The 24,069-nt window shown below is 54.7% G+C and carries 24 protein-coding genes; 11 read left to right on the top strand and 13 right to left on the bottom strand.

From position 1 onward, the window contains the following. Nucleotides 1-169: 169 nt before the first annotated feature. Both htpG and htpX read right to left on the bottom strand, forming a co-directional pair. On the bottom strand, nt 170-2,035 hold the full coding sequence (gene htpG / locus Q1B13_RS24945; protein WP_299085391.1) for a molecular chaperone HtpG: 1,866 nt from the start codon (nt 2,033-2,035) through the stop codon (nt 170-172). Between the two features lie 60 nt (nt 2,036-2,095). Further along, on the bottom strand, nt 2,096-2,974 hold the full coding sequence (gene htpX / locus Q1B13_RS24940) for a zinc metalloprotease HtpX (protein WP_299085389.1): 879 nt from the start codon (nt 2,972-2,974) through the stop codon (nt 2,096-2,098). Between the two features lie 192 nt (nt 2,975-3,166). Here htpX and Q1B13_RS24935 point away from each other — a divergent pair, with 192 nt between their 5' ends. Beyond that, nucleotides 3,167-3,592 (top strand): VOC family protein, encoded by a 426-nt coding sequence (locus Q1B13_RS24935; RefSeq protein ID WP_299085387.1) that lies wholly within the window; start codon nt 3,167-3,169, stop codon nt 3,590-3,592. Nucleotides 3,593-3,782: 190 nt separating this feature from the next. Here the strand turns inward: Q1B13_RS24935 and Q1B13_RS24930 are convergent, their stop codons facing one another. Next, complete coding sequence (locus tag Q1B13_RS24930; protein WP_299085385.1) at nt 3,783-4,124, bottom strand: alpha/beta fold hydrolase; 342 nt, start codon at nt 4,122-4,124, stop codon at nt 3,783-3,785. Then, nucleotides 4,075-5,382, bottom strand: a complete 1,308-nt coding sequence (gene glyA, locus Q1B13_RS24925) for an aminotransferase class I/II-fold pyridoxal phosphate-dependent enzyme (RefSeq protein ID WP_298938291.1) — start codon at nt 5,380-5,382, stop codon at nt 4,075-4,077. The genes Q1B13_RS24930 and glyA overlap by 50 nt, the downstream gene beginning before the upstream one ends. Before the next feature lie 98 nt (nt 5,383-5,480). Between glyA and Q1B13_RS24920 the strand changes: the two genes are divergently transcribed. From Q1B13_RS24920 to Q1B13_RS24895, 6 genes are all read left to right on the top strand, one after another. Further along, nucleotides 5,481-6,347, top strand: coding sequence for a LysR family transcriptional regulator (locus Q1B13_RS24920; protein ID WP_299085384.1), 867 nt, complete (start codon nt 5,481-5,483; stop codon nt 6,345-6,347). A gap of 464 nt (nt 6,348-6,811) precedes the next feature. Continuing rightward, nucleotides 6,812-7,855, top strand: coding sequence for a hypothetical protein (locus Q1B13_RS24915; RefSeq protein WP_299085381.1), 1,044 nt, complete (start codon nt 6,812-6,814; stop codon nt 7,853-7,855). Then, the gene (locus Q1B13_RS24910; RefSeq protein WP_299085378.1) at nt 7,852-8,358 is read left to right on the top strand and encodes a metallophosphoesterase family protein; all 507 of its coding nucleotides are present in this window, start codon (nt 7,852-7,854) and stop codon (nt 8,356-8,358) included. The genes Q1B13_RS24915 and Q1B13_RS24910 overlap by 4 nt, the downstream gene beginning before the upstream one ends. Nucleotides 8,359-8,733: 375 nt before the next feature. Continuing rightward, the gene (locus Q1B13_RS24905) at nt 8,734-8,961 is read left to right on the top strand and encodes a DDE-type integrase/transposase/recombinase (protein WP_298938298.1); all 228 of its coding nucleotides are present in this window, start codon (nt 8,734-8,736) and stop codon (nt 8,959-8,961) included. A 63-nt stretch (nt 8,962-9,024) separates the two neighbouring features. Further along, nucleotides 9,025-10,077 (top strand): TRAP transporter substrate-binding protein, encoded by a 1,053-nt coding sequence (locus Q1B13_RS24900; protein WP_299085375.1) that lies wholly within the window; start codon nt 9,025-9,027, stop codon nt 10,075-10,077. Between the two features lie 110 nt (nt 10,078-10,187). Further along, nucleotides 10,188-10,757 carry a hypothetical protein gene (locus tag Q1B13_RS24895; protein ID WP_298938297.1) on the top strand — a complete coding sequence of 190 codons (570 nt, stop codon included), beginning with the start codon at nt 10,188-10,190 and terminating at the stop codon, nt 10,755-10,757. Between the two features lie 147 nt (nt 10,758-10,904). On the opposite strand, the gene Q1B13_RS24890 is transcribed toward Q1B13_RS24895, so the two are convergent. Beyond that, entirely contained in the window at nt 10,905-11,762 is an 858-nt protein-coding gene (locus Q1B13_RS24890) for a LysR substrate-binding domain-containing protein (protein ID WP_299085369.1), read from the bottom strand. A gap of 85 nt (nt 11,763-11,847) precedes the next feature. On the opposite strand from Q1B13_RS24890, the gene Q1B13_RS24885 reads away from it, so the two are divergent. Both Q1B13_RS24885 and Q1B13_RS24880 read left to right on the top strand, forming a co-directional pair. Next, nucleotides 11,848-12,870: a permease gene (locus Q1B13_RS24885; protein WP_299085367.1), complete on the top strand. Its 1,023-nt coding sequence runs from the start codon at nt 11,848-11,850 to the stop codon at nt 12,868-12,870. Between the two features lie 434 nt (nt 12,871-13,304). Beyond that, nucleotides 13,305-13,958 (top strand): DUF2461 domain-containing protein, encoded by a 654-nt coding sequence (locus Q1B13_RS24880; RefSeq protein ID WP_299085365.1) that lies wholly within the window; start codon nt 13,305-13,307, stop codon nt 13,956-13,958. Between the two features lie 206 nt (nt 13,959-14,164). Here Q1B13_RS24880 and rpsU read toward each other — a convergent pair whose 3' ends face one another. The 6 genes from rpsU to Q1B13_RS24850 all read right to left on the bottom strand — a co-directional run bounded on the left by rpsU (nt 14,165) and on the right by Q1B13_RS24850 (nt 19,067). Further along, entirely contained in the window at nt 14,165-14,365 is a 201-nt protein-coding gene (rpsU, locus tag Q1B13_RS24875; protein ID WP_040700433.1) for a 30S ribosomal protein S21, read from the bottom strand. 455 nt (nt 14,366-14,820) lie between these two features. Next, entirely contained in the window at nt 14,821-15,012 is a 192-nt protein-coding gene (locus tag Q1B13_RS24870) for a hypothetical protein (protein WP_299085363.1), read from the bottom strand. Nucleotides 15,013-15,483: 471 nt separating this feature from the next. After that, on the bottom strand, nt 15,484-16,605 hold the full coding sequence (locus Q1B13_RS24865) for an alanine/ornithine racemase family PLP-dependent enzyme (protein ID WP_299085361.1): 1,122 nt from the start codon (nt 16,603-16,605) through the stop codon (nt 15,484-15,486). Further along, a complete protein-coding gene (locus Q1B13_RS24860; protein ID WP_299085359.1) occupies nt 16,602-17,801 on the bottom strand; it encodes a DUF1611 domain-containing protein in 1,200 nt (399 codons plus the stop codon). The genes Q1B13_RS24865 and Q1B13_RS24860 overlap by 4 nt, the downstream gene beginning before the upstream one ends. Before the next feature lie 83 nt (nt 17,802-17,884). Continuing rightward, complete coding sequence (locus Q1B13_RS24855) at nt 17,885-18,565, bottom strand: hypothetical protein (protein ID WP_299800681.1); 681 nt, start codon at nt 18,563-18,565, stop codon at nt 17,885-17,887. A gap of 148 nt (nt 18,566-18,713) precedes the next feature. Further along, nucleotides 18,714-19,067: a hypothetical protein gene (locus Q1B13_RS24850; RefSeq protein ID WP_298938153.1), complete on the bottom strand. Its 354-nt coding sequence runs from the start codon at nt 19,065-19,067 to the stop codon at nt 18,714-18,716. A 660-nt stretch (nt 19,068-19,727) separates the two neighbouring features. Between Q1B13_RS24850 and Q1B13_RS24845 the strand changes: the two genes are divergently transcribed. Both Q1B13_RS24845 and Q1B13_RS24840 read left to right on the top strand, forming a co-directional pair. Continuing rightward, nucleotides 19,728-20,360 carry a tyrosine-type recombinase/integrase gene (locus Q1B13_RS24845; protein WP_299085357.1) on the top strand — a complete coding sequence of 211 codons (633 nt, stop codon included), beginning with the start codon at nt 19,728-19,730 and terminating at the stop codon, nt 20,358-20,360. Between the two features lie 574 nt (nt 20,361-20,934). Continuing rightward, nucleotides 20,935-21,144, top strand: coding sequence for a hypothetical protein (locus tag Q1B13_RS24840; RefSeq protein WP_299800679.1), 210 nt, complete (start codon nt 20,935-20,937; stop codon nt 21,142-21,144). 694 nt (nt 21,145-21,838) lie between these two features. On the opposite strand, the gene Q1B13_RS24835 is transcribed toward Q1B13_RS24840, so the two are convergent. Continuing rightward, entirely contained in the window at nt 21,839-23,470 is a 1,632-nt protein-coding gene (locus Q1B13_RS24835; RefSeq protein WP_299085353.1) for a ShlB/FhaC/HecB family hemolysin secretion/activation protein, read from the bottom strand. 338 nt (nt 23,471-23,808) lie between these two features. Then, nucleotides 23,809-24,018, bottom strand: coding sequence for an ATP-binding protein (locus tag Q1B13_RS27100; protein WP_366871135.1), 210 nt, complete (start codon nt 24,016-24,018; stop codon nt 23,809-23,811). Nucleotides 24,019-24,069 lie beyond the last annotated feature (51 nt).

Here is a 24,069-nt window from a genome sequence, read left to right as displayed (position 1 = left end):
AAAGGCCGTATGTGACCTCTTTTGGAAAAATCGAGATAGCGGCGACCCTAAGACGGAAGCTGGGATTTGGCCACCTGCGTCTAAGGTTACCTAGTCCCGGGGCGAAGATTCGCCTTTAGCTAAAGGCAATACTGCATGACTGCTGTATTTGCATTTCCGGATGTTCTCTCTATATGGCAAAGGCGCGCGCCAGAACCGAGCCCATACGCTGTGCGAATGCGGATGGGTCGATGGGGGCTTCACCTTCGACGATGCGGGCTTGATCCAGCAATAGATGGGCCGCGTCTTTCAGCAGGTTGTCATCGCTCACATTCTCTTGCGTGGCACGGTCTGCCAGTTTGGTAACGATCGCATGGCTGGGGTTCAGCTCAAGAACGCGCGGGGCGCCATGCTGCAACTGCCCGTGGCGTTTTAACAGGCGCTCCAGATTGACATCCATGTCCCCGTCATCGGCTATGAGGCAAACAGGGCTGTCGGTCAGACGCTTCGAAGGGCGCACGTCTTTAACCGCTTCGCCCAGTTCGGCCTTAAACGCAGCGATCAGGGCAGAGAGATCAGCTTCTTCGGGCTTGTCTTCTTCCGGTTGGGCTTCATCTGCCTTGATCTCGTCGAGATCTGCTGTCCCGCGGGTGATGGACCTGAATGGCTTGCCGTCGAATTCAGTGATGTGCTGCAACCAGAACTCATCCACGTGGTCGGACAGGAGCAACACCTCGACCCCTTTGGCTTTGAAACCCTCCAGATGTGGAGACTGGACCAGTTTGGCCGGATCTTCGCCAGCGATGTAGAAGATCGCCTCTTGCCCCTCTTTCATGCGGGCCACGTAATCGGCAAGACTTGTCAAGTCGCCGACAGCGGTGGAGGCGAAGCGGCAAATCTCGAGGATCCGATCGCGGAGCGCGGCATCTTCGACCAGGCCTTCCTTCAGCACTGCACCGAAATTGCCCCAGAATGTTGCGTACTCATCAGGTGCTTTGGTGGCTTTTTTCTTCAGCTCACTCAATACCTTCTTCGTGATCGAAGTCTTGATCTTCGTGAGTTGTGGGTCGGTCTGCAACATCTCTCGCGAGACGTTTAGAGACAGATCCTGGCTATCCACAACCCCACGCAGAAAGCGTAGATACGCTGGTATCAGATCCTTCGTAGTCTCGGAAATGAAGACCCGGTTGACGTAGAGCTTCACATGGCTCTTTCGCTCGGGCTCAAAGAGATCGAACGGTTGGGTGCTGGGCACAAAGAGCAGGCTGGTGTGGTTGAGTGTACCTTCGACCTTATTTTGCATCACGTTCCACGGCGCATCAAAGGCGTGGGAGCAGTGACGGTAGAACTCGGTATATTGCTCCTCCGAGATGTCCTTCGCAGGGCGGGTCCAAAGCGCTTCGGCTGAATTAAGCGTGTCTTCTCCAAGTTTGACCGGGAAGTTGATATGCTCGGAGTAGGTCTTGATGATGTGCCGAATACGGGCCTCGTCGGCAAACTCCTTGGCGTCTTTCTTGAGGTGCAACGTCACTGTAGTTCCGTTGGTCACGCGCTCGGTCGGCTCAATGGAGAACTCGCCCTTGCCGTCAGAAGACCAAAGCCGGGCCTCGCTCTCGCCTGCCTTGCGGGTCACGACCTCGACCCGAGACGCCACCATGAATGCTGAATAAAAACCCACGCCAAACTGGCCAATCAGGCCTGGATTGTCCTTGTCGTCAGCCTTGAGCGCTTCAATGAAAGCACTGGTGCCGGATTTGGCAATGGTGCCAAGGGTTTCAAGCAGATCGGCGTGGTTCATGCCGATACCATTGTCCGAAATCGACAACGTCTTGGTCTTGGCATCAATCTCAAGCGTGATCGCAAAATCCTCGGAGGGTGCGAGCGACGCGTCGGTCAGGGCAGCGTAGCGCAGCTTGTCGCACGCGTCGGATGCGTTGGAGACGAGCTCGCGCAAAAACACCTCGCGGTTGGAATAAAGCGAACCCGCGACGATGTCCAAAAGCTGGCCCACCTCGGTCTGGAAGGAAAACGTTTCTTTCTCAATGGTCTCTGTCATGGCTCGTAACTCCTATTAGCAATGGCGGCGCAAACTAATGATCTATCATGCCGCTTTCAACTAGCCCCAAGGGCCACCTCTCGAAGGTTGGGCGCTGCTTTTCAACCCTTTGGCACCACCAAATGCCCGCAGCTTGGCGATGCGCTTTTCAATTGGCGGGTGTGTGGCAAAAAGGCTATCCACCGCCTGCATATGAAGCGGGTTGACGATGAACATATGCGCCGTGGCCGGGTTACGCTCGGCAGCAATATTGTCGATCCGACCAGAGAGCTGGCCCAATCGGGCGAGCGCCGAGGCCAACCAATCAGGACTACCGCAGATCGCGGCCCCCTCGGCATCTGCCTCATACTCACGCACCCGGCTGATCGCCATCTGCACCATGCCCGCAGCCAGGGGCGCAAGGATCATCATCGCGATAGTACTGACAATACCCAAAGGCCTGTCGCGCCCGCCGCCAAAGAAGATCGCGAAATTCGCCAGCATCGAAACTGCCCCGGCCAGGGTTGCGGTGATGGTCATCGTAAGCGTGTCGCGGTTTTTGACATGTGCCAGCTCATGAGCAACAACAGCAGCCACTTCTTCGCGGCTCATGTTGCTCAACAGGCCGCGCGTGACTGCGACTGCGGCATTCTCCGGATTGCGCCCAGTAGCAAATGCGTTGGGCTGCTCGGTCTCCATTATGTAGAGCGCGGGCATAGGCATACCGGCCTTCCGGGCCATCGTCTCCGTCATCTTCCAGAGCTCCGGTGCCAAGCGCGCATCAACAGGCCGCGCACCATGCATACGCAAAACGGCTTTGTCCGAATTCCAGTAGGAGAAGAAGTTCATCGCAAATGCGAGGCCGAGCGCGATGACAAGGCCCACCTCACCGCCCAGCATGAGCCCGATGACACCCACGAAAGCTGTCATCACGGCCATTAGAACAAACGTACGCACCATCAGACTTGGCCTCCAAAACCCATCGCCGCGCATATAGGATTTGCCTTTTGCGAGAACAATGACCTGGCACGGGAAGTAGCTGGATTGTGGGCAAAGCTGCAATTCGGAGAAACCAGTTCAACTTCTTCTATCCCAAGTTGCGGCCTTTGATGTTAGAACCGTGGAAGAAAAACATTGAACAGATGACTGACAATGGAGCTGGAATTTCATCACATTAACTTTGTGGCCGACGATGTCGATTGCATGCACGAATTCTACACAAGCGTGCTTGGTCTTGCTGACATCCCACAACAAAATTTCCCTCGCACTGAAGCAAACGAAGATACGGGCTATGACGGCAAAATCAGATTTGCGACCGAAGGTAGCATGCAGATGCATCTTGCGGAACGGGACTTAGATGTCGCGTTCAAAAACATGCATGCAATAAATCCGGTTGAACGAGAGCATATTGCCTTTCGTACCGATGACCTTGATCCCTTTCTCAGAAAGCTCGATGAACGCGGCATTCCATACACAGACTATGGAACGGCTTTCTCGAAAGAGTGGCACCAAGTGTTCTTTCACGACCCAGAAGGCAACGTGATTGAGGTTCATCAAAAAGTCTCCACCATGGGATAGGCAAATCGCTTGCGAAGCGAAGTTCCACTCGTGCATTTGATGGCCCGTTGCGGTCATTCGTTGGGTCAGCCCGCGCTGTAATGCAGCTTCACCGAACCGGACTTTCGCTGCGCTTGCAATTGAAATGTCTAGCTGAACTCACGTTCCAAGGGGCAAAAATATAACTTTCTCACCTAACACGAATGATTCTTCAGCTGGCCCGCAAAAAATCGAACATGAGCTCGGCATTCGCGTCTGGGGCGTCAACACATGGCAAATGGCCGGCCCCGGAGATTATACAAAGCGAACTGTTGGGAATGGTCGCAGCAAGCCTTTCGACGACATCCGGTGGCGTGATGGTGTCGCCGTCGGAACCGATCACCAGTGTGGGTTGATTGAGCTTGTCAGACACGTCTGACAAATCGGCATGTGCTATCGCATGAAGGCCAGGACGCGGACAGCGCCGCCGCTCGTCAGGATAGCACCAATGCCTGCCGTCTGTCTCAGTGAACAAAGCAGAGCGTGTCGAAGTTTTGCCTCCAGGAGGCCACATCCTGACCCGTATCGTCGCCGCTTAGGCCACGCTTTATCAGCGCGGCAAGCTGTCCTGCATCGGCGGCCGTCATGCCCCAGCGAACCAGTTCTGGCGTGCCAATCCGCAAGCCATTCATATCGCCATCAACCGCAGCGACCGGCAGCCCGATGCCACAGGCCAAGAACCCATTGGGGCGCAGGGTTTTTGACGCCGCTTGGCCACCGCCAAAGGGCTCCGCCAGGACGGCAAATTGGTGGGAGTTGGTGAAACCTTCAGCACCGCCAAAGACCGGAACGCCCTGTGCATCCAATGCGGCTGCCAAGGCATATGCCATCGCTATCATCTCTTTGGCGTAGGCTTGCCCAAAAACTCTCCAATCCAACATTGTCACGGCCAAGGCGGCCGTCTTCGCCGCATCGAAATTTGCAGTCATGCCGGGGAAGGCGATGACGTCGAGCGCTTTGGCAATGTCGGCATCGTTTGTGACGATCAGTCCACTTGCGGGTCCTCCTAGGCTTTTGTAGGTGCTCATCGTCATGAAATGCGCTCCCTCCGTCAGGGGATTGGACCACGCGCGCCCCGCAATGATCCCGCACTGGTGGGCCGCATCGAACATCACCTTGGCACCCACCTCATCGGCGATTGCGCGCACCTCGGAGACAGGGTGCTCAAACAGGTTCAGACTACCGCCAACCGTAATCAGTTTAGGCCGTTCGGCCAGCGCCAAGGCGCGCAGCTGATCCAGATCGACCGTGTAGCCATCTGCGTTCACCGGCGCATCGACCGTGCGCAGACCAAAAAGCCCCGCGCAGCCCGCGATATGGTGCGTGACATGCCCGCCAATCGACGCTGGCGGTGCGATGATCGTATCACCCGGTTTGCATGTCGCCATGAAGCCGTAGAGGTTTGCAATCGCGCCAGAGGGAACACGGACTTCAGCAAATTTGGCGTCAAAGACCTCTGCGCACAGCTGAGCCGCAATCACCTCGATCTCTTCGATCGCTTCCAGGCCCATTTCATATTTTTCGCCGGGATAGCCCAAAGACGGACGCGACCCGATACCGGAAGACAAAAGTGCCTCTGCCTTGGGGTTCATGACATTGGTGGCCGGGTTGAGGTTAAAGCACTCTTCCTCGTGGATGATGCGGTTATGCTCAGCCAGGTCCTGCACGCGCGCCAGAAGATCGTCAGAAGTCATGGACGCAGCCTTTTGGGTGATGTCCTGCACCCGTGTTTCGCATGTACCAGGAACCCAGTTTCGCTGTACAAGTGTCATCCGCAATCCTCCTGTTTGCCCCGTAGACTGACGTCAGCCGCATGACAGTGCAAAGCAGATTTGCTATTTCTTGGCGTAGAAAAACTAAGGCTAAGCTGATGAGCGTCGCGCCCAAACGTCCGAAAGGTCCACATTTGAACGCCATGCGGGCATTTGAAGCCGCCGCGCGGCATGTCAGCTTCGTCGCGGCCGCGGACGAACTCAGCGTTACGCCCGGCGCTATATCGCAGCATATCAAGACACTTGAAGACTGGGCAGGCACAGCACTCTTTCGTCGCAATGCCCAAGGGGTGGAACTGACGGCGGCTGGGGCATCCCTCGTGTTGCGGTTTACATTGGCCTTTGACGCCTTGGCGGATGCAACGCGTGCCTTGCGCAATATTGGTCCAGAGGTCGATTTTCACATCGCGGCACTTCCGTCTGTCGCTCAACTTTGGTTGCCCAGCAGGCTCAGCAAGATCAGGGCGCAGTTCCCGCAGATCGCCTTTTCGGTGACGGCCATGGAAGTCCCGCCCAACCTGTCGAGGGATCTGTTTGATCTGGCGATCTTCTTTGACAACCCCAATAGATCACCAGACAGCAGGCCGATTTGTGGCGACGACATAGTGCCGGTCTGCGCACCTGGCCTTCAAACGCACACGCTGGATTTCCAGACGGCAACTCTGCTGCACGATCAGACATGGGTGGGCGATTGGGCCCTTTGGGCAAAGAAGACCGGCACACCCATCGGCGACCCGCAGCGTGGCCCAAAGTTCTCGCTTTACAGTCTTGCCGTGGAAGAGGCGAAGGCCGGTGCCGGGGTGTTGATCGGGCATCTATGCCTACTCGAGGTCGCCCTTGCAAAAGGCTCGCTACAGCGCGCGAGCGAGCATACCTGCAACACAGGTCATTCCCTCTGCGCCCAGATGCCCGATGAGATGCGGAGAAGACCTGAAACGGATGAAGTCGTTGCACTGCTCTACTAGAGGCTGCAAAAGCCACCCCTCGAGCGCGTTGCAGCATCGGTCGTATTGGGCTCTTCGCAGCCATTAGATCGGTCGCAGCATGTTCACCTACCGGGATTCCCGCCCTCAACAGGGACGGCCCATAAGAGACACCCACTGGCCACCCGATTTTCTGCGGACGCAGCCCGCTTTGCAGCCATTCGCCGCAAGCGCAAAATGCAACGCCAGTCGAACTAGCAGGTCGCGGACAACGTGACCATCAGCTAAACGCCTGCCAATATGGGTGCGGAACTGCGAGCATTGACCCGCGGTGGCGGCTTGTCCAAGAAGCTTGATCCATACGTAAAACAGCGGCAACATCCATAGAGTGGCGTTCAATTTTTGGAACGTCGGTTTAGCGATATGGGTCAAACGGGAGCATCGGGTGTTTCCCAGGGCCAAAGTTTGCAGAAAACCATTTTCAATCTAACTTCAGGGAGCAAGCCATGACGGCCATGACCCAGACCGAAGCAGACGTTTTAGAAAAAATTACTGTAATCCTCCAAAAACCTGAAAATAGACCCCCTTCAGACCAGATTGACGTCGCGCTTGATCCAGCAAAAATCATCAAAGACCTTGAGGATTTTTACGAACTTCTGAAAGAGTCCGACGCCATGCTCAAGGCAATTGTACCTTACCTTAAGCCGCCACATTACCGGCCCGAGCTTCCTACGCTCGGCGAGATTGAATTTGGCATTCTGCCTTTTTGGGCAAAATACCCAAAGGAAATCCCCGATTACCAGGACATACCGCAAGTTTTCCTAGAGTTCCTTAAATTGGTCGATGGTTTGGGCCTCATTCCACAACCAACTCTCACGCCTAAAGAGTATGAGCATCTCAAGACAGCTGTCCAGAGCTACAATGCGATCTCACCCGATGGTACGTCTTGGGGACTTGGGAACTTCGGGCAACTGGATTATCGCTGGCTCGAGGCGCCGATTAACATGCTTCTTGTCAACTATTACTACAAGAAATACCCATGGCCGATGGCGGCCCTGAATGACCCGGCCAAAAGCCCGCATGTGGCGACGATCCCCGAGGACGGCAATACGTTTGCGGTTGCCGGCGATTGGGGAACAGGGGGAGACGACGCCAAAGCGGTGCGTCATGCGGCTGTACATCTGGACCCGTACTACCTGTTTCACTTAGGAGACGTATATTACACCGGAACACCCCAACAATCGCCCGGTCAGACCTTCCTTGGACCCGGCTATGAGATGGCCCATCTTGTTGATTTCTGGCCCAAGACGCACAGGAAGCCCAGCCGGTCATTCACGATGAATTCCAACCATGAAATGTACACAGGTGCTCGGGGTCTTTTTGAGGACGCTCTGTCCAGCCCAATCTTTGCCCACCAAAACGGTTTCACCTATGGGATGCTGGAAAACGAATTTTGGCAGGTTTTCTACCTCGACAGTGCTTACTACAGCCCAGATTTCCTCAAAATGTATGGTGCGCTTAGCGAAGATCAGATCAGATCAGTTTCGTGAAATCGAAGCGCAAAGGAAATACCGACAAGAAAACAATCGTCATGACCCATCACACGCCCTTCGATGTGACTGGCAAGATCGAACAGGTCAAGGACAATAAATCTCTGCTACGAGATGTCGCAAGGGCTTTGGACAACAACCTGCCGGATTACTGGTATTTCGGGCATATCCATGACGGGATTGCCTATGCGCCAAAGAAAGTTACCGCTTCAACACACGGCCCGAGGATCCCGGGCACCTGTCACATGCGGTGCACCGGCCACGCCTCTATGCCGTATGGGGCGCCCTGGGCATTGGCTAAAGTGGGTAGCACCCCCCCCTTCAAGAAATCCGACTTCATCAAGGACATCGAGTTTTTTGCACAAACGCCAAAGCCCGACTGCGGCCTTCATGTCAAAAACGGCTTTTTGACCTTTGCCTTAACAGGAGCAAATATCGAGGAAGCCTTCTACGACAGCGATGGAAAAAGGACTTGGTTCCGGAAAAGCGGACCCACCACCTGAGACTGATCGCCCGCAGGTCAGGGGTAGTCGCCGGTCACAGGTCTCGAACGGTATGTCGAGTTGCCACGGTATGACCGCCAGTCGATGTCGAACAGGGCCGCCACCGATCAAAAAGATCAATTCCTGGCACTAGCTACTGTCTGCGGGCGAGCCAGAACCGATGAACACTCTCGTAGAGGATACACGGCCCGTTGCTGACATTGACCATGCCATAACTCCGCTGCGGTGCGGCCCGTCAGACCGGACTTTCGTTGCGAGCGCAAAACCCGGGACGACCTGAACTAGCATTCTGCGGACAAAGTTGCAGTTTGATCTTGAACGAATACGTGTAAGTTCACGGATAATGGAGGCAGCTTTGATCCACATTTCGAAAGCATCCGGCACATCGACAAAAAGTCGCGGAACAACCTGATCGAGAGCGATCATGCAGCTAGGAAGCGGCTGCTTGAGTATCGTCAGAGCTTTCAGTCTTTAAAATCAGCCAAAGCGACACTGAGCGGGATCGAGACGATAAGAACAATCAAACGCGGTCACATCCAGGACAGAAGTCCAGGCATCGGCTGCGAGATCCAGTTCATCAGCCGGCTCTTCGAAATAGCATGATTCAATGCGCCGCATCGACAATCGCGGACCCTAAAATCTAACGCAACAGTCCCGGAGGACAACATGACAAAGATGACCAAACTGGCCCTAGCTGCCTTACCCTTTGTGGCCATGAGCGGGCCGAGCCTTGCGCAGGATGTCACAATCACCCTGCAATCGGCTTTTCCGACCAGCCTTCCGGTCATCAACACAATCCGGCAGTTCGAAGCAGAGGTCGAGGCAGCCTCCGGCGGGACGATCCAGATCGAGCTGGCGGAACCTGGCGCGATTGTCCCACCGTTCGACATTCAACAGGCGGTCTCTGACGGCGAGATCGAAGCGGGCTATACCGCTGCGGCCTACCTTCATGGGTCCTTTCCCGTTGCGTCGTTTTTCACGTCGATGCCGTTCGGGCCGCAGGCGCTCGACTATATGGCTTGGTTCTACGAAGGCGGCGGGCTCGAGCTCAATCAGCGCATGTATGACGATGCGGGCTTTGACCTCGTGACTATGCCACTAACCTTCACCGGCATGGAATCGGGCGGCTGGTTCAACTCACCCATCGAAGGAACCGGCGATTTTGCCGGACTCAAGCTGCGCTGGTCGGGGCTGGCCTCGGAAGTGCTGGTAAGCCTAGGTGCGGATACCGTGCTTATCGCAGGCGGAGAGATCTTTCCATCGCTTGAAAGTGGCGTCATCGACGGGACCGAGTTCAGCTTTCCCCAGGTGGATCTTGCGCTGGGTTTTCCGGACGTGGCTTCTTTCTATTATTTCCCCGGCTGGCACCAACCCTCGACGATGATTGAGTTGGTCATCAACCGCGACGTTTGGGACGGCCTGACAGACAGCCAGCGCACGATTATCGACATGGCGGCCAGAACCAACGCGATGCGTTCGGTCCTGCGGATGGAATACTCACAAGCCGCCGCCGTCGCGCAAATGGCGGAACAGGGCGTGGACGTCCGCCTTTACAGCCCCGAGACCCTGGACAGCCTCCGGGTAGCCTGGGACGGGCTTGTCTCCGAGATGGCCGCGGCTGACCCCTTTGTGGCAGAGGTCTGGGACAGCTTGCAGGCTGCGCGAACGCAAGAAGACGCCTGGGACGCGTTAACCGAAACACCTATGCAGCGCCCATGATCGGCCGTCCCAGCGCGATCCTTGGGCCTCTGCGCCCGGGGGGCTGAGATGAGCCTCTTGCACAACATGAGCCGGGCCACAAAGGGCTCGTAACCGCCATTCTCTGCAACATGCCTGAGCTTGAAGTAGAGCTCAAATTGACCAAATCGGATGACTGCTCCATCATACCGCTCATAGATGCAGAAATAAGGCGTTGCCGGAAATTGCTGAATTCAAATTCTATCAAGAAATGGTTCACTCGGGCATTCGAGGTTGTCTATTACTTGTCGGGTGAAGGCAGTTGGAAACTTCTTGCTCATGAACAGCAAATATTGATGGCGGCAATTGAGAACCTTGTTCCCGATGAACGCGAAGTGTTGCATCAGCAGCTTCACCAGGACTTTTTTGTCGAGAGAACCAACAAGATGATCAGCGTTTTGCGGTTCTACGAAGAACATGAAGACCTGCGTGTTCAAGGATTAGATTTCGAAGACAGGTGGCTTCGGGTTCATATACTGGTCAACGGCAAGAAACAGATTTCCAACGTCAATATCTATCGAGGGCTAGTGTTCAGTGTGGAAACACGTTCTCCAAGAAAGGCCTACAAAGGCACAGAGATCCGTGTCGTCAAAGTTGTCGATGGCAATGGAGCAGACTCGTTTACAAGAGCGATTGATCGGCAAGAGCACGGAACTGGCTGAACCTTTTGTTGCATATGCCTTTGGTTGCAAAGTCTTCCCAGCTGACCTTGCAGCCGCCGGAACCGGCTCCATGTCCTGCTGAAATCGTCAGATGACCGGATTGAGTCCGACCTGCCCATTCGACAGAGCGCAGCGAAAGTCAGCTTTTTATGGCTTGGCCATAAATGCGGCTCGGATCGCGGCCTTCATAGCGTCCTGAGGCCCTTGTACTTTCGGCTTGCTGGATGCCATCACCAGCTTGGAGGTGGGCGTGTTTCCGAGGTCCAATGCATCGTTCACCACCGATAGACCGCCGTGCAGCGAGGAGCGACCGAGCAGACCCACTGCGATCCCGGCTTCTACTGCTGCAATCACACCAGAGACGCTTTGGCTGGAGTAGACAACGCGATATGGCTTTCCACGGGCTTGCAATGAAATGACCGCCGCGTCGCGCCACCAGCACGCATGATCGAACAAGGCCACCGGAAGGCTTTCATCGGCCCGAAAGTGCCGGTGCGCCAACGACACCCAACATGTCGGGTCTTCATAAACAACCTCCTCGTGACTGGACGGGCTTTCGACCTCATAGACCGCAAGTTCCAGCGACCCCTTATCGAGGGCTTCTGGAAAACTCGTGCTCAAGGCGCAGGTGACATCCAGTTCGACTTTCGGATGTTGACGGGCAAAGGTCGCAATGATCGCCGCAAGTCTGGCGCGCCCGTGATCGTCGGGTATGCCCAAACGCAGTTTGCCGCTTACCGTGTTCTGTGAAATCTCCCGTAGTGCCGCGTCGAGACGGGCCGTCACCTCCTGCGCGACTGGAAAGAGCTTTCGTCCCGTGTCGCTCAGGACCACCCCGCGACCATGCCTGTCAAAGACCGGCTGACCCAGGATCGCTTCGAGGCGCTTGATCTGAAGACTTGTCGCAGATTGCGACCGGTGGATACGGGCAGCACCGTCCGTGACGCTTCCGGCATCAGCCACCGCGACGAAGGTTCGCAGAAGATCGCTATCCAGGTTTTCCATCTGTTTTTTCAATACCGGAAATTGAAACTATGCGTTTCACAGATGCTTTGTGCTGCACTATTTTTCAAGGTCAGAGGAGTATCCCATGTCAGATCAGACAGCTGCCCACCAACCATCTAACCGGAAACCCCTGGTGTGGGGCGTGTCTTTGCTGCTGCTGGCAGGCGTCTGTCTTGCCTGGCCGGAACACGCCGCAAACGCAGCAAAGTTTGTCCTATGGGGCCTGATTGTCGTGGCCCCCATCGTCATTCCGGGCATCGTGCTTGCAGCCTGGATCATCGCAAGCGGCGCGGATACCCACATCGCTGGTGCCTTCGAGGGCAGGACACTGAGAACGGTTCTGGCGGCCTCGCTCATTGGAGCCATCACGCCCGTATGCGGGGTGACCGTGCTGCCTTTGATGGCCGGATTGCTGGCAGCGGGCGTGCCACTCGCTCCGATCATGGCATTCTGGCTGTCCTCTCCGATAACGGACCCCGCAATGCTCGCGACAACGGCGGCAACCCTTGGTCTGAGCTTTGCGATAGGCAAGACGCTCGCCGCCTTCGGATTGGGTCTATTCGGCGGCGCGATCACCGGCCTGTTCGCCAAGACGCCCTGGGCCATGAATGCGCTTCGAGACAATGGCTTGGCGCGCCAACTGACTGTTGCAAGATGCGGTAAAGATCAGTCTTTTGATCCGTGGGTCTGGCGGTCTGAGGCGCGACGTCATTCCTTCAGCAAACAGTTCTGGGCAACCACGCGGCTTATCCTGATTTGCCTGATCCCGGCATTTGCCGCGGAGTATGCCTTGAACGCGGCCCTTACACCGGGCGCACTGGCAGCATATGTTGGCGAAGACAAATGGTGGGCCATACCCGCCGCTGTCTTCGTCGGTGCCCCGGCCTATATCGACGGTTACGCTGCGCTCCCGCTGACACGCGGGTTAATCGACAACGGCATGTCCGAAGGCGCAGCGATGGCGTTCCTTGTTTCGGGCGGCGCGGTCAGCATCTGGGGTGCTATGGCCATCGCACCGGTACTCAAATTGCAACCATTCATGCTATATCTGTTGCTTGCAGTTCTGGGGTCGCTCGGGGCGGGGTATGTCTTTGGGTGGATCGTCTGAGATTCAGCGTTAACGGGGAAGCAGACGTTCAGCAACCGGCAGCTTTACCCTCAGGAAGTGAGTTTGTGTGGCTCCTGATTTTGCGCATGCAGCGAATGGCAGCCATGCGGAATAATGCGGCACACGAGTGGGGTGCGGAATGTCTCGTATGGGCCGCCCTTGTAGGTGCGGATAGCTTTCCACGAGTCAGATACTGCGGTGCATCCGAGGTCTGCTTTGCGGCCCAAACCGGACGTTCATCGTTGGCGCAGCATTTCGTTTTTCGAGACCGAACGTTACAGACAACGCGTAAGTGGTGGCTGTCCATTCCATCACTGGTGGTGTCTCTCAGGCGCTGAGTTACAATCCATGGCGGTTGCTCTGAATTAACGTTACAAGGGTGCAATGGGAACGCAGTCGAGCCTCTTGGCATCTGTGAAACAGGAGTTGCACCCGTGGTAGAGCCCGAAACATTTGCGTTCCTTGCGAATCTCGGAATGAATAACCGGAAAGCCTGGATGGACGAACACCGCGAAGAACGCGATGATGCCTTGCGCAATTTCGCTGGTATGGCAATGACACTGCACGACTATGCTGATCGCTTTGATCCTTTCGTGGCTGAGGCGGGGATCAAACCGAAGCGAAGCTTCACCAAATTCTTTCAGGAGCCACGAGACCGCATCGGGCGTGCTCTATACCGCTCGGACGTGGATGTTTTTGCCAATGCTGGTGATCCCGAGGAAAGCTTCGGATACTACCTCCACATCGAGCCAGGGAATTGCTACGCAGGAGCCGCACTTTTCAAACCCTCCAAGGACGCGCTCGCCCGAATGCGGACGCGTTTGATCGATGATCCGAGCGGCCTGACAGCCATCTTGGACGACCCTGAGTTTAAAAAGACTTTCCCAGACGGAATTGTCACGCGAAAGGCGTTGGACACTGTGCCGGAAGGCTATGCAAGTAACGGCCCCGCCGCGCCTTATCTGAAAATGGCTGGCCTGGGATGTCGCAAAGATTTGCCAGACGCTTTGCTGCTTGACGACGAGGTAATCGATCTGCTGATTGAGATCTTCCGCGCCGCCCGCCCATTGGTGCACTACTTCGACTGACTCCGCACAGAAGGGATTATGCGAGTGGGGTGTTTTCGTGGGATGGCGCTTCATCCGTGAACACAGTCTACGTTCTCAGCAATGCAAATCGCTTGCTTCATGAAACTAATTTGAAGCGCTCTCATTTTAAATAGCCCGTTGATACGTAAAACCCCCGCTGCCATGGGACAACGGGGGCTGTTTTTCAGCGTCGAGGAATGATTACATCATCCTTCGCGTTCCAACTTCTTACGTGCCAGCTTTCTGGCGCGGCGGATCGCTTCAGCTTTCTGGCGCGCGTTTTTCTCGGACGGCTTCTCGAAATGCTGCTTGAGCTTCATTTCACGGAAAACGCCTTCCTTCTGGAGCTTTTTCTTAAGAACCCGAAGGGCCTGATCGACATTGTTGTCGCGAACACTAACCTGCATGTGGTTTACACCACCTTTCTAGTCTGAAGTTTGCAATGATTTGCAGGAACAGGCTGAATAGCGATCTTGCCCTAGATTGTACAGCATAACAGTGCAGGTTGGCCTGAGGATAATCGTCATACTCACAGCATCGGCCATTTAGGCTAGATGATTTTGAATTCGCACACCGCCCAGAGCGGACCTTGGACCCGCATACCCATCGCTGCAGCGCGGCCTGTCGTACCAGCCGCCCTGCACATGCAAAATGTCAGGCCAGCCAAATTCGCACAATACGTACAACGTTAGCATTGCTACGCTAACACCAATGACCGCTTTTGGGTTTTACGGCCCGATTTCTCCGCAAAACCCACGCCCGAAACAGTCTATATTGCTGGCACCAAATAGATATGTTTTCGGTCGAGCTAGTACCGCAACCGAGGTGCAAATAGAGAGCCAAGCAAAAGCCAGATAGATATCTAAAACTCATCAAATTCGGGGACATTGCCAAGCCTAATGATGAAGCTTGGCGACCCGATTTCGCCACTGTTCGCGTCCTCACTGACCATGTAGGCATCGGCGCCAGCGCAATCGTCGGATTGCGCTTCCCTTTCTGCTCTGTTTTGTGCCTCCGCTGCCGTGGAGTATTCAAATTGCTTGCCGATTTTCAAGCGTCCTTGCCCTCCGCGTCCTGGCTTCTGTTCCACATATGTCTGGCAGATATAGTGAACTTTTTCTGAGCTCTCACCTGAGAGTGTCATGGCAATATCCTTGAAAAGATTACGAGCGCTGCTGATGCATGAGAATAGTAGCGGTCGCTATCCGCTTTGTTAGTGTTCCGCTCATTCAAGTTGCGCGAAAAAGAGGGCCAACGATCCGGTCACCGCTTTTTGACGGGCTTCGAGGGACAGGCTTCAGATGTTGTGTTCGCATCCCTTTCGAGCCGAGTTTTGCGAAGCCGGGCGTTCTTGATCTGTCTTTGTTCCGCTTCTTCGTTGACCATTTCCCTAACGACCCGCGTTGTTTTGTCCATCGCTGTTTCCGCCTTGGGAGCGTGTGCATTGAAGACAGTTCTTTTTTTCAGCTTTGCCAATGGTTGTTCTCCTATCCGATTCCAACGGCGCATTTATCAGTTGAGTATTTCAAATCGATGCCAGGTGATTGCCTGGTCCTTGAGAGACGCGCACGTGTCGTGAAGGACTGCGATGGAGCAGCTTCGTCTTGACGTCAGGAGCGGACATAGCTTTCATCAACGCGCTATAGTTCATTTGGAACCTCATTTCCGATCCTACGCTCTGCGTCGAATGGCATGTGCTGATGACAAGATGATCGCTTGTTGCACCGATGAGTCTGTTTCTAGGAGGCATCGAAAGCCCAAATACGTCCGTATCTTGCTGACCAATGGCGAGGATTAATTGTGTGCTCTGTCCGCTTTTTGGGACAAGGTGAAGTTTTTTGAATACCGGGTCGCAGATGCTCTGAGGGTGAGATGCAGGTTTGGACCCTGTTTCAATTACCTCGGCGACAAGCGTAAAGGCATCCGTATACAGCCCGCCTATCTGATCCCCGGAAACCGGATCAACGCCGAGAAGTATTGCTTCCCCCAGCCTCAGATCGTTGATGCGACCAGCTGGGTGTCCACTTAAGGCCCATGGAAGGTTGGCCGAGTTACCGCCAGATACCGTCTGAAGGAAGAGACCACACTGTCCCTCTATGTCATTTGCCAGGATAGACAAGGCGTCCATGTCCGCAGCATTCGGGGCATTTCCGCTTAAGCATGCAAAGTTTGCTCCGATGCCCTTCAGCGCGACACCAGGCATGTCCACCACTTGCTGCGCAATTGAGCCGAGGTTTTCTGGCATGATCCCTTCGCGCAGATCGCCCATCTCAACCATCAGGATAATGCCGTGAGTACAGTCTTTCCGGATCGCGGCGGCAGCCAGAGCAGTAATCACGCGGATCTCTGTGTTGTAGCTTGTCTCACAGTACTGGACGACCTGATCGACCTGGCTCAGCGTTGGTGTGCGGATCAAGGTGACCGGGCATGTCAAGCCCGCATTGCGTAACTTCCGCACGTTGCTAAGACGCGCTTCTGCAAGTCCCACAGCGCCACCGTCCAGCATGGCCCGAGCGATGGTTGGATGCCCGCACACTGCCTTGGTCACACCGGTGACGCTGATGCTGCGTGTCTTGAGACGCTCGATCACAGTCTTCGCATTGTGACGTATCTTGCTCAGATGTAGCTCAATGCGGGGGGTGCTCATATTGCAGCCACAGGTGTGGGTTGATGTAAACCAGGATAGGCGGCGGCAACCATTGCAAGCAAATGCGATGCTGGCCGGCTGAGTACATCCGTTACAGGCAGCCCGAGTATTTGTGACTGTGCGGCAATAGTGTCGGTAATCTCGGCCTCAGACATCCCCTCGTGATTGAGCGTGACGCCGATGACTTTTGTGTCAGCAAACGCTTCGATGAGGGCAATCTCACTTGCAGGCTTGGGCATTGGCATATTGGGAAAATCACAGCGATGTGCGCGCTTTGGAGCGTGCTGAAGGATCACGGCGTCCGGCTGGCTGCCCCGCAGGATAAAGGCGGATGTGCAGAACGCCGGATGACTCAACGCCCCTTGACCTTCGATCAATATGACATCGGGCTGTTCACCCTCGGAAGCGTCAACAATCGCGCCTTCAAGCTCACCGCAACAGAACTGCGGCGGTACGGCATCCATTGCCACACCATATTTTGCGCCCTGCATCAAACCCGTCTGGCCCGTACCAACAAGAACAGTCTTGATGCCTCTTGCATTCAAGGCACGGGCCAAAACGGTCGCTGTTGTCCGCTTTCCAATGGCGCAATCCGTCCCAAGAACCGCTACGCGCAGCGCTTTCACACCTGCAATACTTCCATCGAACAGGCGCATATCCTTGCTGGGTTTAGGTTTTCGAATGTCTCGGATGGTGACTTTACGTTCGGCCGCAAAAGATGCAATATCTGGATCATCGCTCAGATATTCATGCAATCCACTGACGATGTTCATACCTAGTGATATAGCATCCTTAACGACGCTGCGATCCGTTGATGAGAGTCTCCCCGAAGATGGTGCCATCCCGTAAATGAGGGTGTTGGGGATCTCCGCTTCATGGACGACAGCAGCGTCCAGACTTCTGAAGACCGGAATGTGGTTTACTGCATCGTCAAGAACCCACCCACTGTCTTCGCCGTCGTGGTCTCTATCGATGACAGACAGGATCCTGTAAGCCTCTGAATGACGAACGAGGCCATTTGCAGTTTTGCCATCAATTTTTGCGAAGTTACCTTGGCAATAGATAATCGCAGTTGGCGGCAAGGCGATTTGAGTGGCAGAGGTTGATCTTGTGTATTCGTCGCTGTTCAATGGCGGCGCTTGTGCACCGCTGACGGGACGACGTATAGTGTTTGCCGCGTTAAAGTCGGTTTTCATGATGTTTCCTTTGTGTGGTCAACGCCGAAGGCAACGCTGTCGTCACCATCGGGTAATGAGGTCGAGAATGTCGTGCCGCGCGCTCAGTTATCGAGAATGCACAGACCTCTAGACAATTTGAAATTTTTATTGCAGTTCCAACGGTTTCCGGACCTTCCAAGATGGGCATTCGCAGGGAGGTCTATTGGTTCGCAGCTCGCACCAGAGGTCGCGTATCCTCGCTCGCACTTCCACCCCGTGCCGTAAGTTGCATCGTCCAAGTAGGCATGTTCAGGGATCACAACGGCAGCGCACGAACCATCCTGTTCAAAGAACCCACGTTCGCATGTCCAGGGCTGGCCATATCCTGATGAATTCAGATAAGCGTTGGCCGGGACCGCAATTGCGACGCAAAGGTCATCCAATGCTTCAAACCCACGTTTGCATTCCCAAGCGGGCCCATAGGTGGAAGCTGCCAGGTAAGCGTTTTCGGGCACGGCAATTTTTTGGCACGTGTCGTCGACTTTGAGAAAACCGCGCGAGCAATGCCAGCGCTCACCTGATGGATCAAGAAATCCACCATCAGGTACAATCACCTCAACACAGGCAGTACCATCGTTCTTGCGGAAACCATGAAGACATTCCCAACCAGAACCATAGGTGCGGTTGGTCGGATACGCGTTTGCTGGCACTATGACAACGGTGCAGGCGTCGCCACTCAGCCTATACCCGGTGTTACATTTCCAGCCGTCACCATAACTCCTTGCAGTGGCATTTTCAGGCACAGGTTGCGATGTGGATTGAGCATGTGCAGGCGTTGAAAACAGAAGCAGAGCACAGATTGGGAGCACAATCAGCGCTGCCATCATCTGAATGCCTGGTGACAGATGTGCTTCCCAAATCGTCCTACAGAGTTGCGGCATTGCCTCTGAGTTATGATCCATCCAGCTCAAGCCCCGCGATGCAGGCATCTGCAAGGTCGCGGCTTGGCGTATCCGACCCCGGCAGCGTAGCCCAACCCGTATCCATCATAGCCTTTCGACGACTGAAGCCAGAGGCCTCTTGGAGGGTTACGATTATTTCTTCGCGTCTGGGGTCAGCAGCTGACCTGTTCAGGCAAACCGGCACCATCGCGAGCGTCACTTCTTCGCTTGCATGGTCCTTCGCCAATTCTTGAGCGCTACCGCTGGTTGTCCAACCGCCCCAGGTAAAGCCAAGGATTGAGACCGCAATCGCACCACACAAAGCACCATAGATGCCTGGTTTCGTCCATTCTGGAAATGTCATTTTAGATCCTCTGGCGGAGAAAGCGCCGCCTCGCTGTTTTGTGTCTTTTTGCGCAATCTTGGTCTCGCGCCAGGGCCATTCACAAGGCGCGATGACCGATAGGCGCAGTTCGAGCTACTGAAATTTCATTTGATCAACAGTTGCGTTGTGGTTCCTTGGCAAGCCATCGGTGCGTCTGATCACCATAAATGGATCAATTAACGCCACACGCGATGTGGTCGTGCGCGAAAACATCGGCAACCTTCCCAAACATCAGATCCAAGTAGAGGACGTGACAGCTGAATTTTCATGATGGAAGAACTTAGCTATCTCTGGCAGGCTATACGCCTAGGCCGCAGAAAACCAGAACCTTAGTGGGTTGTATATAACCACTTGGCGACGGTATTACAACGTTCATGAGCCTAACGCTATTACCAAGGCCCCGATACTGAAGAAAGAATTGGTTTCAACCTGGCATTCGCCTTATGTGTCGGCAAATCCGTTACTACTTTTGTAGCCTCTTTAGCATGCCACTCTGAAGCCGACATCCGCTGCATCACTGAAATCATGTAGTGAGGACTCGTAGCCGATATCGGATGTGGCGCGGCATCCTGTGGTATGGCGTTTCAGTCAACGTCGGGTTGTCGTTATGGGAGGGCATGGCGGATCGGAGGATCAGCTATGGAAACACCAAACCTACCTGCCATCCGCGCGTTGCGGCCTGCATGGAACAAAGGCCGGATCGTTGGTCAGAAGCAACCACTCAAGCCAAAACATGTCTGGGCAATCAGAGTGCGACTTGAATTGGCCGAAGCCCATCGCGATCTCGCACTGTTCAACATGGCGATCGACAGCAAACTCCGCGGCTGCGATCTCGTGAAGATGAAGGTCGTCAACGTGCTGGCTTCGGGACAGATCAAGGAACGCGCATCCGTGCTGCAAAGCAAAACTCAAAAATCTGTTCGCTTCGAGATCTCTGAAGGAACGCGGGCGTCTGTCGAGAAGTGGTTGGAAGACGAGCTTATGGTCGGATCCGAATATCTGTGGCCTGGGCGGTTTCATGAGCGTTTGCACATCTCCACACGCCAGTACGCACGGATCGTGCGTGATTGGGTCACCTCGATTGGATTGGAGGCGAGCGCTTACGGAACACATTCCATGCGCCGGACAAAGGTGACGCAGATTTACAAGAAAACTGGCAACCTCAGAGCGGTACAGCTGCTGCTTGGACACTCCAAGATGGACAGCACAGTCAGATATCTAGGCGTTGAACTCGAAGACGCATTAGCCATCGCGGAAGCCATTGAAATCTAATCCTCAAGGGCCGTCTTCGCAGGCGGCCCTTTCCGGACCTTGGTTCCTTCATCGCGATGCTGCGGTCGCAGCCCGCATAACGGCCATTCGCTGCGCAAGCGAAATCTGGTGATGATCGAACTCACAGTCAGCGGGACAAAGCCGCCTTTTGCCGTTGCAGTGTAAAGTCCTCGCCGGCACAACGGATTGCCGGTCTCCGGTCATTCAGTTGCGCAGTTGCGGCGATATCCAAAGCGACCCTTCGCTGTATGTAGGACAAAAAGCAAGCAGCGGACCAAGCGAACTCTATCGGTGGCTGTGCTCAATATCCGGTTTTGATCAGGCTTAGAACAATGCAAGCAACGATCTTACGATTGGTGAATTACTGCCGTTTTCGTTTGATCGAAATTATGCAACCGGAATGCTTCGGGTGCCGCGCTGGTACATCACGAGCCATCGCATCCACGTTCCCAAGATGCCGCAAAGCTCCACTGTTCAGCAGCACGCCGCGCCCGGCATCGTACCGACGTTGACCAAATCCGCTGGCTACGCACTCCCACTCTTCGTTAACCGCATTGCGAAATCTTGGAAGCTCATGAGCGTCGTGCCTTCCGGGTGTGGCAGCGACATGATCGTGTTTCTTGGACTTGGTTTGGTGGGTTACATGGTGGGTCACCTGTGTGGCACCTGGCTGCTGGACAGTACCTTTGGTCGGTCTCGGCTTGGGGCGCATGATGGTCACGACGCCTTGTGGCTTCGGATGTCCTGGGACGGCCACGTGAGTTGCCATAGGTCTTGGTGTTAACTGTGGAACCTGGCCTGGAACCTGATTGGGGGTCGCGGTCGGGACAAGCGTTGGTACAGCAGTCGGACCTGTTGGCTGAGGTGGGACCTGACCAGGAACAGCGACTGGTATTTGGTTTGGTGTAGCAGTTGGCACAAGTGGCGGCACCGCCGTTGGGCCGGTAGGTTGAGGCGGAACCTGGCCAGGAATCGCTATCGGGACTTGATTGGGGGTTGCAGTCGGAACTTGCGACGGCACTGCTGTGGGCCCTGTAGCCAATGGCGGAACCTGATTGGGTACAGCTATTGGAACTTGGTTAGGAGTCGCATTTGGAGTCAAAGTAGGGGCAAGAGTCGGCGCTACTACCGGCGTAGGAACCTGACCGGGAACAGCTATTGGTGTCGCTATAGGAACCTGACCGGGAATTGCGTTCGGGACCGCGCCCGGCGCAAGGACTGGAACTGTAACAGAGTTGGGCGTTTGCTGCGTTCCCTTAGGCGGTAGCTGATTTGCCACAGGCTGCGTTGGGCCGGTAATTTGATTACCTGTTCCTTGCCCGCCAGCCTGTCCACAACCTTGGCTCGACTGGTGCGGGTTCCCTACACCACGGCACCACCCGTAGTGATTTCCGCCGGCAACAACTTGAGTAGCGGCCAATTCTGCAATCAGACAAGTTGCGGCAAGTAAAGCAATGCGGTTCAGTTTCATAACATCCTCACCAACTTGTTGTCAGAGCGAGATACGCGCCTGGGTCGCCAGAGTCGGTCAGAGGACCGTCTCTCAAAGGGACGCCAACGTATCCGGATAGGAATAAGTTTCGCTTAAACTCGACGTCCAGCCCCAACCCGGTCGATGCCAGTGTTGCACTTCCCACTTCGAAACTGGCGGGATCATTATTTGAGATGTAACCAACGTCGAAAAAGGCGAAGGGCGTCAGACGATGAACGCTTTGCGAGCTTGGGAAGTAGGAATGTGATAATTCGAAGATTGCTGAGATCCCTGAATCACCATCAACTTCGTCAAAGCGGTATCCACGCAAAGCATAGCGATCACCAAGGAAGTACTCTTCGACAGAGGGTAGCCGGTCTGTCGTGTACTGACCCCAGATCTCTGTCCGCCAAGCTGTGTTGGGCGATAAGCCCGGTAGGGGGCTCTCATATCCGATACCGCCCCTCAAATGCCAGAACGAAGAGTCCCCGTCGTCAAAGCTTGCGTCTGTTGTGTCGTTGTCATTGTCACCAAAGGACAGAGTTAACCCGGCTTCGAGAGCTTGCCCTTTCGAGTAATTTTGTCCGTAAAGGTAAGTGAGGCCGACGACACTGGCGTCGCTGGATAGTGGAACGCCTCCGCTGACTGATTCCGCTTCGGAAAGGCGATAGTCCAGCAGCAGGTATCCGTAGCGGGCCACATCGCGGATAACGGGGTAACCCAAAGCGACGGTGAAGTTTTCGCCGTCGATATCTGTTCTAGCAAAATCGCCTGATATATCACGCTTGGCGTTTACATTCCCGTAAAAGATCTCACCGTACAAACCATCACTGTTAAGCGGCACACGATAGGTGAGAGCCCCCCATAAAGAGTGTTCATCGTCTTTGTCCCAATCGTAATTGCCGGAACCCTCAAAACGCAGTAAATCGCCGACAGCCAGCGTCGAGTAGAATTCTTGCACGACATAGAAACTCAGCGCTTCTCCAAGCTCCCGAGGAGGGTTGTCGAGCGTCGCACTACCGGCTTGCTTGCGCTGCGGCTCTCCAAGCACTCTGAGTCGCGCTCCAGACTGATCCGGGTAGTCAAGTTCGGTTGACAATTCCAGGTCAGGAATGTCCTCGGCCAGCATGACTGCGCGTTCAAAGCGCTCAAGCGTCATTGGGTATGTATTGGTGAGAGGTCGGAATATCTTTTCCAAAGCCAAGAATGTACGTGTATCCACCCCTTCAATGTCGATGGTTTGTATACGTCCTTCATCGACGATAATGCTGTTTCCATCGCGACCGGGCCAAGCTTCCGCAAGGAAGTATCCGTCTTCACGGTAGATCTGGGTGATCGCTGACGCAACTTCAGCGGCCGTGATGCGTCCAGATCGGTTATGTGCCAATTGACCGGCAAAGATCAGAAGCTCATCAGCATCGTACATCGTTACGCCACTAACAGTGTGTTTTGATGTGATGTCCCAGGTTTGGGCAATGCTGTTTTTTGGTACAGAAATAATGGCTACAAAGGTGCAAAAAACCACAAAGACAAATGAATTGAATAGGCGCATTTCCGACAACCCTAAGGTGACTGTGCAATCTAGCATCCACCTTACGACAAAGTTAGAACGTGTGAACTTAAAGATATTCAGATTCAATTATGCGTGGTGCTTTCGAAACACACAGTGCTTTGGGCTAGATGCTGACCTCGGTGCCGTCGCAGCAAAGCCCCCTGCCCCGCTAATAACTGACACGGGGACAGCCCATTCCTGCCGTTGGCCATTGGGTCAAGATACTGCGGCGCGGCCCGTAAGAGGAGACATTCGCTGCAATCTCGAATTGTCGTGAAACGCCAACTGACAGATGCGGGCAAAGCGAGCCATCGCTGCGCACGCACCAATGACTGCTTTCGCGCTGCAGCGTAGCCAAACAATGAGCTACAAATAGCGAAGGAACTGCGCTGTGATCGCCAACAGTACCTAATGACGTGATTTTCTTACATGCCAATCCTGACTTCGCAAGTTAAGCCACCTAGTTTTTCGGACGTTCCGAGTTCTAGATTCCCGCCGTAGGCGTTCAATAAATCAACGGAAATAGACAGTCCCAATCCTGTTCCCTGAACAGAGGTATCGAGCCGATTGCCGGAACGAAGGATCTCAAGCCTTTGGTCTTCTGGGACTCCGGGCCCGTCATCTTCAACGCAAATTTCGATACCCCTATCTGTGCGCTTTGCTGTGATTTGGAATGTTGTTCGGCT

Source organism: uncultured Ruegeria sp. (genome assembly GCF_947489545.1).
Taxonomy (GTDB): domain Bacteria; phylum Pseudomonadota; class Alphaproteobacteria; order Rhodobacterales; family Rhodobacteraceae; genus Ruegeria.
The sequence above is the reverse complement of the archived record's forward strand: the minus strand, read 5'-3'. Positions and strand labels throughout refer to the sequence as shown.

What these genes read in the sequence shown, in the direction of transcription:
- htpG (WP_299085391.1), bottom strand. Translation starts at nt 2,035, where the DNA reads ATGACAGAGACCATTGAGAAAGAAACGTTTTCCTTCCAGACCGAGGTG.
- htpX (WP_299085389.1), bottom strand. Translation starts at nt 2,974, where the DNA reads ATGGTGCGTACGTTTGTTCTAATGGCCGTGATGACAGCTTTCGTGGGT.
- Q1B13_RS24935 (WP_299085387.1), top strand. Translation starts at nt 3,167, where the DNA reads ATGGAGCTGGAATTTCATCACATTAACTTTGTGGCCGACGATGTCGAT.
- Q1B13_RS24930 (WP_299085385.1), bottom strand. Translation starts at nt 4,124, where the DNA reads ATGTGGCCTCCTGGAGGCAAAACTTCGACACGCTCTGCTTTGTTCACT.
- glyA (WP_298938291.1), bottom strand. Translation starts at nt 5,382, where the DNA reads ATGACACTTGTACAGCGAAACTGGGTTCCTGGTACATGCGAAACACGG.
- Q1B13_RS24920 (WP_299085384.1), top strand. Translation starts at nt 5,481, where the DNA reads ATGAGCGTCGCGCCCAAACGTCCGAAAGGTCCACATTTGAACGCCATG.
- Q1B13_RS24915 (WP_299085381.1), top strand. Translation starts at nt 6,812, where the DNA reads ATGACGGCCATGACCCAGACCGAAGCAGACGTTTTAGAAAAAATTACT.
- Q1B13_RS24900 (WP_299085375.1), top strand. Translation starts at nt 9,025, where the DNA reads ATGACAAAGATGACCAAACTGGCCCTAGCTGCCTTACCCTTTGTGGCC.
- Q1B13_RS24895 (WP_298938297.1), top strand. Translation starts at nt 10,188, where the DNA reads ATGCCTGAGCTTGAAGTAGAGCTCAAATTGACCAAATCGGATGACTGC.
- Q1B13_RS24890 (WP_299085369.1), bottom strand. Translation starts at nt 11,762, where the DNA reads ATGGAAAACCTGGATAGCGATCTTCTGCGAACCTTCGTCGCGGTGGCT.
- Q1B13_RS24885 (WP_299085367.1), top strand. Translation starts at nt 11,848, where the DNA reads ATGTCAGATCAGACAGCTGCCCACCAACCATCTAACCGGAAACCCCTG.
- rpsU (WP_040700433.1), bottom strand. Translation starts at nt 14,365, where the DNA reads ATGCAGGTTAGTGTTCGCGACAACAATGTCGATCAGGCCCTTCGGGTT.
- Q1B13_RS24865 (WP_299085361.1), bottom strand. Translation starts at nt 16,605, where the DNA reads ATGAGCACCCCCCGCATTGAGCTACATCTGAGCAAGATACGTCACAAT.
- Q1B13_RS24860 (WP_299085359.1), bottom strand. Translation starts at nt 17,801, where the DNA reads ATGAAAACCGACTTTAACGCGGCAAACACTATACGTCGTCCCGTCAGC.
- Q1B13_RS24850 (WP_298938153.1), bottom strand. Translation starts at nt 19,067, where the DNA reads ATGACATTTCCAGAATGGACGAAACCAGGCATCTATGGTGCTTTGTGT.
- Q1B13_RS24845 (WP_299085357.1), top strand. Translation starts at nt 19,728, where the DNA reads ATGGAAACACCAAACCTACCTGCCATCCGCGCGTTGCGGCCTGCATGG.
- Q1B13_RS24840 (WP_299800679.1), top strand. Translation starts at nt 20,935, where the DNA reads ATGAGCGTCGTGCCTTCCGGGTGTGGCAGCGACATGATCGTGTTTCTT.